Source organism: Geothermobacter hydrogeniphilus (assembly GCF_002898515.1).
Classification (GTDB): Bacteria; Desulfobacterota; Desulfuromonadia; order Desulfuromonadales; family Geothermobacteraceae; genus Geothermobacter_A.
The window spans coordinates 1-10,116 of sequence record NZ_PPFX01000066.1 but is presented as its reverse complement, the minus strand read 5'-3'; the positions used below and the strand labels follow the sequence as shown (position 1 = coordinate 10,116).

The window sequence follows — 10,116 nt, the reverse complement described above, 5'->3', positions numbered from 1 at the left end:
GGGCAATGCTCTAATTTTTATATCGGCCTACCCACAGATTCTGCGGACGAGGCTTTTTTCTTTATGGGAACGGTGCGGGCAACCTTGATCGTCACTGCCACCATTCCGATTACGTTGCTGGCAACCCTTGCGCTGATGCAGGCATTCGGACAGACTCTCAATGTGATCACCCTCTCGGCGCTCACCCTGGCTGTCGGCATGGTGGTCGACGATGCCATTGTGGTGGCTGAAAACGTGGTGCGACATCTACAGGCAACGGGAGAACGTCAGTCTGCCAGCCTGGATGGGGCAGCGGAAATCGCGGGACCGGATGCCTCGGGAACTTTTACTACGGTGGCCGCATTTGCGCCCCTGCTTTTTCTCGGAGGGATAGCAGGCCTTTTTGTGCGACCATTCGGACTGGTGGTCAGTGTGGCTTTGCTGGCTTCGCTTATCGTCTCCTTGACGTTCGTGCCGATGATGTTCGGTCGCATCGGCTCGCTCAGCCCGCAACGTGCTGCCGGTTCACGGCTATTAACCAGTGTCGACGCTGGCCTGCGGAAGACGCTTCATTTTGCTATCGCCCACCGGGGCCTGACAGTGATTGCGGGCGTTATGATGCTTGGATTGGGGGGGCTTGCCGCATGGCTGGGGCCGATCAGTGTTTTACCGCCAATCGACGAGGGAGCCCTTCTGATCGAATACGTCATGCCGCCTGGTACCTCGCTTCAGGAAAGTAATCGCATCGGCAATATCCTGGAGCGTACCGCCCTCGCTCAACCTGATATTGAAACCGTTCAACGCCGCACTGGCTCACCGGCGAGTGGATTCCAGATCGAAGGCGTCAACAAGGGCGAGATGGTCATGAAACTTGTTCCTCGCCCCAAGCGCCACTTTACCGTAGAACAGATCTTCGACCATTTGCGCGCCTCCTATAGCAAAATACCTGGTGTGGCTATTTTGTATCATCAACCGACCCAGGAGAAGATGGACGAGAGCCTCTCCGGCCTCCCAGCCATGTTCGGCGTGACCATCTTCGGCCCCGACATGGATGAATTGGTGTCTTTGGCCGGCCAAGTTGAAAAGGTCATGGCGCAAGACCCAACGATTGCCAACATTGTGAACAACACAAAGATCAAGAGCCCTCAGATCATTGTCCGGCCGAATCCGGTTGATTTGGCTCGCTTCGGCCTTGCTCCGGCTGATGTTTATGAAACGATTCAGGCAGCCCGGTTTGGAGTTCAGGCTACAATCATCCTTCACCAGCGACAACAGGTGCAGGTTCTGGTTAAAAGCAATGTCCCTTCAGACAGCACGATCGATTGGCTGAGAGAACTCAGCATCCCTACGGCAACGGGGCAAACCGTACCACTTAAAACAGTGGCGAATATTCAAATTACGCATCTGCCTGCGGCTGTAACGCGCCTCAACGGAGAGCGTGAAATCACCGTTCTGGCTGAAGTGGATGGGAGCATTTCTGCCGCCGTGAGTCGGCTTCAGCAGAGGTTTTCGTCCATCTCCCTTCCGGATGGATACAGTATCGCCTTCACCGGCCAGTACCAGGTTCTCCAGCGCACAATAATGGACTTCATCCTGATCGGGCTGGCGGCTGCAATATTGATATATCTCATCATGGCTATGCAATTTCATTCCTTTTTACAGCCACTTATCATCCTGGTGACCATTCCTGTCGCTCTTGTTGGAGCAATCGTGCTTCTTGCGGTCACCCAGGTCGGACTGGACGTTTCTGTAGGCATGGGAGCTCTCACACTCATAGGCATCGCTGTCAACAACGCAATTGTGCTGCTTGATTACACCAATCGACAGATCAGCGCCGGGCATACGATCTCCGCTGCGCTCCAGGAAGCCGCTTCCATCCGTCTTCGACCGATCCTGATGACGGCTATAACTACAATTTTCGCTTTGATCCCGGTTGCGGTGAACCCTGCTGTTGGTTCGAGAATTTTTCAACCATTTGCGATAACCGTTATCGGGGGGCTTTTATCATCCACCGTAGCCACCCTGGTTCTGGTTCCCGTGTTTAGGACCTTTCTTTCAAACCAATGGAAATAAAATAACAAAGGGGTCCGACTGAAAGCGCCAGTAAAAGCCATCACAGATCGGGCGGTGAAAGTCCGCCACATGGCAAAGGCTTGCGACCAACCATGCCCCCGAGTCATGCGTTGAGGTTGTAGAAAAACCTCATAGATAGAACAATTGCCGAATATCTAGGATGACAAAACCATTCGACGAACAAAGAAAATCGATCTGAGAGCAAATTTCGAAGCCATTTTTTCAATCACAATAGGCGGCAAGGTTTTTCTACAGCCTCGTTGGCCTTCCGTAAGGGAGGTAGCAACGCGTTGACAGGGGGCGTGCAGGCCAGGCTATTGAGCTCCGATCACCAATCCAGGTTGTCGAACTTGTTGCCTGAAAGGGATGGCAACCAACACGTGACAATACGCTATCGCAAATAGGGTCCCGGGTCTGCGGAGTCAGAGAACCAGGCCATGTACCCAAGCTCCATGCACCGAAACCGGGAGATCCGGGGTTTGACCGAACATTTATCCACCGCTCGGTCCGGCAACAGAAAACCTGATGGAATCAATGGTCGTTACCGGCACCCACAGCCTAGCCAAGAAGTCTTAAGCCAGCATGAAGATAGCCGACATCTCCTTAAGGCAACCTTAAGGATTGCCTGTTAGCCTTGGGGGCAATGGTTAACCCGCGGGAGGGGCAAAGAAAATAAAGGATGGCTCGATGATAAGAAAGCTTGGTCCGGCATTAGTGCGCGCAGGCGTCTTCTTCTGGGCGCTGTTGCTCGTGGGAAATCGTCCTTGTGCCGCAGGCGAGAGCAGCTTCGAAACCGCCGGAGACGTGCTACAGGTCCTGCTTCCAGCGACGGGATTCTCTGCTGCTCTCTACCTGCATGACGGTGAAGGACAAAAGCAGTTCCTGAAATCTTTCGCTGTCAACCTGGGCACAACCCTGGCACTGAAATACAGCATCGACAAACCTCGACCAGAGGGGCACGGAGGACAGTCCTTTCCTTCGGGGCACTCCTCCTCGGCCTTTCAGGGAGCAACCTTCATCCAGAGACGCTATGGCTGGCGCTACGGGGTGCCGGCCTACCTGGCGGCCACCTATGTCGGCTGGAGTCGGGTCGAAGGGGAATCGGATAAACATGATGTGGTCGATGTCCTTGCAGGGGCAGGCATCGGCTACCTGAGCAGTTGGCTTTTCACGACGCCCTATCACAACCTACAGATTTCCGTCGTCGCCACTCCCGATTCCCAGCGACTGGCAATCAGTGGCCAGTGGTGAAGCGATCATGCACTGCTCATCTCCATCCACCTCTGGCCAACTTCCCATATGGTCAACTGCCTGGCTTGGATCTCCCATTTCTCATTCAGGAACTATTGACCGCAACCGGCGAAAGCTGTAACGTTTGCAATTCGGCAAGTAGTACCATACCTGAGCCGCGGCGACTGTATTTCAGGGTGCCGTATCTATTGCGGCTGAAAGGGCGGCTAAAAACAGGCCGATGCGAGCTTCGGCGGAACCTTGGGACCATCCATGAAAAAAATTTCCTTTGTCATTCCCGTCTACAACGAAGAGGAGAACCTGGGCGAACTCTGGCAGCAGATCGCCGCGGTCGCCGAGCCGCTGGCGGTTGACTTCCAGGTCCTGTTCGTTGACGACTGCAGCAGCGACGGCAGCCTGGAGCTGATCCGCGCCCTGGCCGCCGAACATCCCGAGGTCGGCTTCCTCAGCTTTGCCCGCAACTGCGGCCAGTCGGCCGCCCTCTATGCCGGTTTCCAGGCCGCCGACGGAGATGTGATCGTCACCATGGATGCCGACCTGCAGAATGACCCGGCCGACCTGCCGGAGATGCTGCGCTATTACGGCGACTACGACATGGTGACCGGCTGGCGTTACAATCGCCAGGACTCCCTGTCGAAAAAGATCGGCAGCCGTATCGGCAACGGCTTCCGCAACTGGCTGACCAACGAGAACATCCATGACACCGGCTGCTCGCTCAAGGTGATGAGCGCCGAGATGCTCAAACGGATCAAGATGTTCCGCGGCCTGCACCGCTTCCTACCGACCCTGATGCGCCTGGAAGGCGCCCGGGTCAAGGAGGTCAAGGTCAATCACCGCCCCCGCCTGCACGGGGAATCGAAATACACCAACCTGCGCCGCGGCATCGAGGGTTTCTACGATGTCATCGCCGTGCGCTGGATGCAGAAACGCCATCTGAACATCGAGATCGGAGAGCGACATGACCAAGGGTGAAGGAGCGATCCTGGTTCTCGGCTTCACCGGGCAGGCGCTCTTCTTCATGCGTTTCCTGGTGCAATGGCTGTACTCTGAGAAACACAGGCGCAGCATGATTCCGACCGCCTTCTGGTATTTCAGCCTCGGCGGCAGCAGCCTGCTGCTGGTCTACGCCATCATCCGCAAGGATCTGGTCTTTATCGTCGGCCAGTCGACCGGCTTCAGCATCTATCTGCGCAATCTCTACCTGATTTCACGGGAACGTAAGGAAAAGCAGGCGCATGCCGAAAAAAATCAGTAACCGCCTGTTGCTGCTGCTGTTCGCCGGCTACATCCTGCTGCTGCTCCTGCCGGCCGGGACGATGCCGCTGATGGAGAGCACCGAGGCACGCTATGCCGAGATCGCCCGCGAGATGGTGGTCACCGGCAACTACCTCGAACCCTACTACAACGGCATCAAGCACTTTCACAAGCCGCCCCTGACCTACTGGTCCGTCGCCGCCGGCTACAAGCTGTTCGGCATGAACGACTTCGGGGCCCGGTTCTTCGGCGTGCTGGCCGCCGGTCTGGCGGTCTTCTTCCTTTACCGCATTGCCAGGCTGTTTTTCGAGAAACAGATACCGGCCCTGATCGCCGCGACGATCTTCGGCTCGTCACTGATGTTTCTGACCGTCTCGCGACTCGCCTCGACGGAAATCTACCTGACCTGTTTCACCCTCGCCGCCCAGTACTCACTGTTCCGCCAGCTCTATGACCGACGTCACTGGAGCAACGCCCTGCTCTACGGGCTGTTCCTCGGACTCGGGTTTTTCACCAAGGGGCCGATCATCCTGCTCTTCACCCTGCTGCCGGCGCTGCTGGCCAAGCTCTGGGATCCTGAACACCGGAAGATCTTCAGCTGGAAGGAGACCGCTCTGGCCGTCGCGGCCTTCGCGCTGGTCGCGCTCCCCTGGTATCTGCTGGTGGCGGTGGAAAATCCCGGGCTGCTCTACTATTTTCTCAAGGTGCAGACGGTCGACCGGGTGGTTACCAACCGCTTCCACCGCTACCAGCCGCCCTGGTATTTCCTCTACATCTTCCCGGCCACGTTCTTCCCCTACATCCTGTTCTTCCTCCGCGGACTCGGCAACTGGCGCAGCCTGGCGCCGCGGCTGAAGACCAGCCTGATCTATATCGTCGCCCCGCTGCTGGTCTTTTCCCTGGCCAAGGGCAAGCACGCCACTTACGTGCTACCCTTCTACGGCATGGCCGCGATACTGACCGCCGCGGCCGTTGAACAACTCAGCATGTCTCGATTGCGCGCGCTGGCGATTCTCATCCTGGCCCCGGTCGCCCCGGCCCTCGCCGCCGCCGGCTGGTTCTATCCGCCCCTGGCAGGGCAGAAGCCGTGGCTGCTGGCTGCCGCGCTGGTCGCCGGCGGCCTGCTGGTGATGACCTGGCGGCAGCGGACAACAGACCGTTACTGGGGCTGGTTGGCCGGGTTCCTGCTGTTTTTTTCCAGCGTCGGAATCTGGGGCGTCGGTATCGCCGCCCCGCAGATGCGCGGCTATGAACAGATGGCCACCGCCATGAACCGGATCGACCCGCAACGGAAGCTGGACCTTCTGGTCTACCGGAACTTCCTCCCCTCGCTCTCCTTTTACCGCAACAAGCTGGCCGTCTCCGGTCCCGGGGTGGTGCGGGAGACGCAGTTCCAGACCGAAGCGAGCTACCGGCCCTGGTACCCGGCTGACGAGGCGGCACTGAAGGCCTTTCTTGCGGGCCGGAAACGTCTGTTCGTGGTCGTCAACAGCGGCACCATCGACACCTTCACCGGCACCTACGCCACACGCTGCGAACCGGTCTTCCTCCAACGCAAGAAGAGCGCCTACCTCTGCCGGACGACACCGGAAGCCCCCGCCGCCGACTGAACCTCCGGTGGAGCATCTTCCGCGAACCGTACAATTCGCGTATACTGTCCGCGACCTCTGTCCCAAGGGAGATTGCGACCCCATGCCCGCCCCGAACTGGATCGACTTCGACCGGCAGCACCTCTGGCATCCCTATGCCGCGATGAACAGTGACTTGCCCGTCTTCCCGGTGGTGGCCGCCTCGGGTGTCCGGCTGAAACTGGCCGACGGCCGCGAGCTGATCGACGGCATGGCCTCCTGGTGGTCGGCGATCCACGGCTACAACGTGCCGGAACTGAACGCCGCCGCGAAGTCCCAGCTGGAAAAGATGGCCCACGTCATGTTCGGCGGCCTGACCCACCCGGCGGCGGCCGAACTGGGACAGCTGCTGGTCGAGATCACTCCCGATCCGCTGCAGCATGTCTTCTTCGCCGACTCCGGCTCGGTCGCGGTCGAGGTGGCGCTGAAAATGGCGCTGCAATACTGGTACAGCTGCGGCCGCCCGGAGAAGAACCGCCTGCTGACCATCCGCAACGGCTACCACGGCGACACCTTCGGCGCCATGGCGGTCTGCGATCCCGACACCGGCATGCACGGCATCTGGTCGAACCTGCTGCCGCGGCACCTGTTCGCCCCGGCGCCGCGATGCCGCAGCGACGAAGAATGGGATAACGCCGATATCGCCGAGCTGGAGCGGCTGGTCGAGCAGCACCACGCGGAGCTGGCGGCGATTATCCTCGAACCGATCGTTCAGGGGGCCGGGGGGATGCGCTTCTACGCCCCCGAGTACCTGCGCCGGGTGCGCGCCCTCTGCGACCAGTACGAGCTGCTGCTGATCGCCGACGAGATCGCCACCGGCTTCGGCCGCAGCGGCAGGCTGTTCGCCTGCGAGCACGCCGGCGTCAGCCCCGACATCCTCTGTCTCGGCAAGGCCCTGACCGGCGGCTACCTGACCCTGGCGGCCACCCTGACCACCGCCCTGGTGGCGGAAACCCTCTCCTCCGGCAGCCCCGGGGTCTTCATGCACGGCCCGACCTTCATGGCCAACCCGCTGGCCTGCGCCATCGCCGCCGCCAGCGTGCGGCTGCTGCTGCAGTCCCCCTGGCAGCAGCGCGTCGCCGCCCTGCAGCAGGGACTGGAAAACGGCCTCGCCCCCTGCCGGGGGCTGCCGCAGGTCGCCGACGTGCGCGTCCTCGGCGGCATCGGCGTGGTCGAGATGCGACAACCGGTCAAGCTCGGGGACATCGGGCCGAAATTCGTTGAACGCGGGGTCTGGGTGCGCCCCTTCGGCAGGCTGGTCTATGTCATGCCGCCCTACATCATGTCGGCCGCAGACCTCGCCGTCCTGACCGGCGCCATCGGCGATGTCGTCAGCGGAATCCATTGAATGATGCGACTGCTGCTGATCGCCAACCCGGTTGCCGGCGGCGATGCCCGGCCCCGAATCGACAGGGCGTTAAAACTGCTGCGCGACGCCGGGGCCGAAGTGGAACTGGCGCAGACAACGGCGACCGGCGATGCCGAACGCTGGGCCGGCGAAGCGGGCCGGGAGTCCCGCTACCAGCGGGTCTTGGTCGCCGGCGGCGACGGCACCCTCAACGAGGCCGCCAATGGCCTGGTCGGCAGCGATCTGCCGCTCGCGTTCCTGCCGCTCGGCACCACCAATGTCTTCGCCTTGGAGACCGGCCTGCCGACAACAACGGAAAACCTCTGCCGCCTGGCGCTCGAAGGAAAACCGCGGCCGATTCATCTCGGCCGCGCCGGGGAGCGATACTTCCTGCTGATGGCGGGGCTCGGTTTCGATGCCGAGGCGGTTCGCCTGCTGCGACCCGGCCTGAAACAACGGCTCGGCAAGGGCGCCTACCTGGTCAGCGCCCTGCAGACGCTGCTGCGCTTTCCACCCTTTCCCCTGGAGATTGAAACCGACAGTGGACATTTCTGCGGCCATGGAGCCATCATCAGCAACGCCCGGCTCTACGGCGGCCCCTTCAGTTTCACCCCCGCGGCCGGTCTCTTCAGCGACCGATTCGAAGTCTGCCTGTTCCAGCAATGGAACCGCCGGACCCTGCTCCGCCACGCCCTGGCCCTGCTGCGTCGTCGGCCCCTCGATCCCCGCAGGGTGAAGATCTTCTCCTGCCGCCGGATCAGCATCAAATCGCCCCAGGTGCCGGTTCAGCTCGATGGTGACTTTTTCTGCCACACGCCGCTTGATCTTGACATCGGCTCGACCTGCCTGCAGATGATCCTGCCCTGACCATCTCCCGGCCCACCCTTCCCACAGGCCCGTCATGCCATCGAGGGTGATTTGCCCAATTCCGGGTAGAGACCTGAAGCAGTGAGTAGACACCCGACCAACGATGATATATGATGACGTTATCATATCCCTGTGGAGGTTGAAATGCGTACCATTGTCGATTTGCCCGAACCGCAGATTGCAAGACTCCGCGAGATGAGCGACCGCCAGGGGCTGTCCCGCGCCGAACTGGTCCGGCGTGCCGTGGCCGAATATCTCGCGCGGCACCAGGGGGAAGGCTGTGAAGAGGCGTTCGGCCTGTGGAAGAAGCGCAGCACGGACGCTCTGAATTACCAGGATCAGCTGCGCGAGGAGTGGCAGCGGTGAAGGCCCTGCTCGACACCAATATCCTCATCGATTACCTGAACGGCATCGAGCAGGCCCGGGAGGAGCTGGATCGTCATGACCGGCTGCTTATCAGTGTCATCACCTGGATGGAGGTCATGGTCGGTGCCACAGCAGAAGAGGACGCGCCCGTCCGGGCATTTCTGTCGCGCTTCGAGGTGGTTCCCGTCACTCCCGAAATCGCCGAACGTGCGGTCGAGATCCGGCGACAGACCGGGATCCGCCTGCCCGATGCCATCATCTGGGCCGGCGCGCAGTGCGAAGACGCCCTGCTGGTCAGCCGCAACAGCAGGGACTTCCCGCCCGATGCGCCGGGGGTGAGAATGCCCTATCTTCTTTGAGTTATCAGCCAGCAGAATTTGTGACCGGTCACCTGTCGGCATGATGGATGGCTTGCCGCAGTTGCCGATACGCTGATCCGGCCATAAGCGGACGGCTAATCAACGTCCCCTCAACCAACGTCCCAACCCGACATCTTCCATCACCGTGTCGCGTCTATCCGGAGGAAATAAGTACGCCACTGGAAGCGTACCTGTGTCCTTGAATTTTGACGAACGAAAAAAATACGTTTAACTTTGGGTCGTTACCAAATCTATTGCAAATGGGTGCAGGGGCAACCCTGCCAATTGTGACTTTTTATGACACAAAGGCTCGGTAAATAGAGGGCAGAGCCGGGGGGGGGGGGGGGGGGGGGGGGGGGGCGGAGGGGACATACCTCTATCCCTACCTAAATCGACGGGTGGGCGCCAGATTGTTGGCACTGTCACCCCTGAAACAAAACCCGAATCCCGTCACTCTCGACAAGAAAGAACAACTGATATTCAACAGTGGGAATATTTCGAACTCTGTGGCCAGGAACTGCAGAATGCCAAGGAAACCTTAGTTGAGTTAATTTGTATTGTGCGTACCGACCTTCCATTTTCTTCAAGTTCAGATCGATAGTTGAGTTGGTGTAAGTCATATTTACTAAGAGATTGAGGAGATTGCCTTGGACAACATCCCACCTTCTGATTTGAAAACCATTCTGCACTCAAAACGAGCCAACCTATATTACCTTGAACATTGCCGGGTTTTGCTTAATGGCGGGAGGGTTGAATATGTCACCGATGAAGGGAAAAAGTCGCTGTACTGGAATATCCCCATCGCCAATACCACCGCGCTTCTTCTAGGCACCGGGACGTCTATCACTCAGGCGGCCATGCGCGAACTGGCCAAGGCTGGGGTAATGGTCGGATTCAGTGGTGGCGGTGGTACACCGCTTTTTACCGCAACCGAGCTAGTAATGACAACCTAAAATTGACCACCTGTGCTAACCGAAAATTGACCACCCCG

Annotated in this window: 9 protein-coding genes and 1 pseudogene; all 10 read left to right on the top strand. The window is 59.4% G+C overall.

Annotation, left to right across the window (positions count from 1 at the left end):
- A partial coding sequence (locus C2E25_RS16975; protein WP_146033013.1) for an efflux RND transporter permease subunit occupies positions 1-2,052 on the top strand: 2,052 nt, incomplete at its 5' end.
- A gap of 687 nt (positions 2,053-2,739) precedes the next feature.
- Positions 2,740-3,303, top strand: coding sequence for a phosphatase PAP2 family protein (locus C2E25_RS16970; protein ID WP_103116901.1), 564 nt, complete (start codon positions 2,740-2,742; stop codon positions 3,301-3,303).
- A gap of 252 nt (positions 3,304-3,555) precedes the next feature.
- Positions 3,556-4,275, top strand: coding sequence for a glycosyltransferase family 2 protein (locus tag C2E25_RS16965; protein WP_103116900.1), 720 nt, complete (start codon positions 3,556-3,558; stop codon positions 4,273-4,275).
- A complete protein-coding gene (locus tag C2E25_RS16960; protein ID WP_103116899.1) occupies positions 4,262-4,558 on the top strand; it encodes a lipid-A-disaccharide synthase N-terminal domain-containing protein in 297 nt (98 codons plus the stop codon). The genes C2E25_RS16965 and C2E25_RS16960 overlap by 14 nt, the downstream gene beginning before the upstream one ends.
- Positions 4,539-6,167 carry an ArnT family glycosyltransferase gene (locus tag C2E25_RS16955; protein WP_103116898.1) on the top strand — a complete coding sequence of 543 codons (1,629 nt, stop codon included), beginning with the start codon at positions 4,539-4,541 and terminating at the stop codon, positions 6,165-6,167. Before C2E25_RS16960 ends, C2E25_RS16955 begins: the two co-directional genes overlap by 20 nt.
- An 82-nt stretch (positions 6,168-6,249) precedes the next feature.
- Positions 6,250-7,533 (top strand): adenosylmethionine--8-amino-7-oxononanoate transaminase, encoded by a 1,284-nt coding sequence (gene bioA, locus C2E25_RS16950; RefSeq protein WP_103116897.1) that lies wholly within the window; start codon positions 6,250-6,252, stop codon positions 7,531-7,533.
- Positions 7,534-8,400 carry a diacylglycerol/lipid kinase family protein gene (locus C2E25_RS16945; RefSeq protein ID WP_103116896.1) on the top strand — a complete coding sequence of 289 codons (867 nt, stop codon included), beginning with the start codon at positions 7,534-7,536 and terminating at the stop codon, positions 8,398-8,400.
- Positions 8,401-8,544: 144 nt separating this feature from the next.
- Positions 8,545-8,766 (top strand): CopG family transcriptional regulator, encoded by a 222-nt coding sequence (locus C2E25_RS16940; RefSeq protein WP_103116895.1) that lies wholly within the window; start codon positions 8,545-8,547, stop codon positions 8,764-8,766.
- On the top strand, positions 8,754-9,125 hold the full coding sequence (locus C2E25_RS16935) for a type II toxin-antitoxin system VapC family toxin (RefSeq protein ID WP_103116894.1): 372 nt from the start codon (positions 8,754-8,756) through the stop codon (positions 9,123-9,125). The genes C2E25_RS16940 and C2E25_RS16935 overlap by 13 nt, the downstream gene beginning before the upstream one ends.
- A 647-nt stretch (positions 9,126-9,772) precedes the next feature.
- Positions 9,773-10,063 (top strand): annotated as a pseudogene (gene cas1f / locus C2E25_RS16930) (type I-F CRISPR-associated endonuclease Cas1f); the annotation flags it as partial.
- Positions 10,064-10,116: the final 53 nt, after the last annotated feature.

Bases quoted from the DNA above. Each gene is read 5' to 3' on its own strand.
- C2E25_RS16970 (WP_103116901.1), top strand. From the start codon at position 2,740: ATGATAAGAAAGCTTGGTCCGGCATTAGTGCGCGCAGGCGTCTTCTTC.
- C2E25_RS16965 (WP_103116900.1), top strand. From the start codon at position 3,556: ATGAAAAAAATTTCCTTTGTCATTCCCGTCTACAACGAAGAGGAGAAC.
- C2E25_RS16960 (WP_103116899.1), top strand. From the start codon at position 4,262: ATGACCAAGGGTGAAGGAGCGATCCTGGTTCTCGGCTTCACCGGGCAG.
- C2E25_RS16955 (WP_103116898.1), top strand. From the start codon at position 4,539: ATGCCGAAAAAAATCAGTAACCGCCTGTTGCTGCTGCTGTTCGCCGGC.
- bioA (WP_103116897.1), top strand. From the start codon at position 6,250: ATGCCCGCCCCGAACTGGATCGACTTCGACCGGCAGCACCTCTGGCAT.
- C2E25_RS16945 (WP_103116896.1), top strand. From the start codon at position 7,534: ATGATGCGACTGCTGCTGATCGCCAACCCGGTTGCCGGCGGCGATGCC.
- C2E25_RS16940 (WP_103116895.1), top strand. From the start codon at position 8,545: ATGCGTACCATTGTCGATTTGCCCGAACCGCAGATTGCAAGACTCCGC.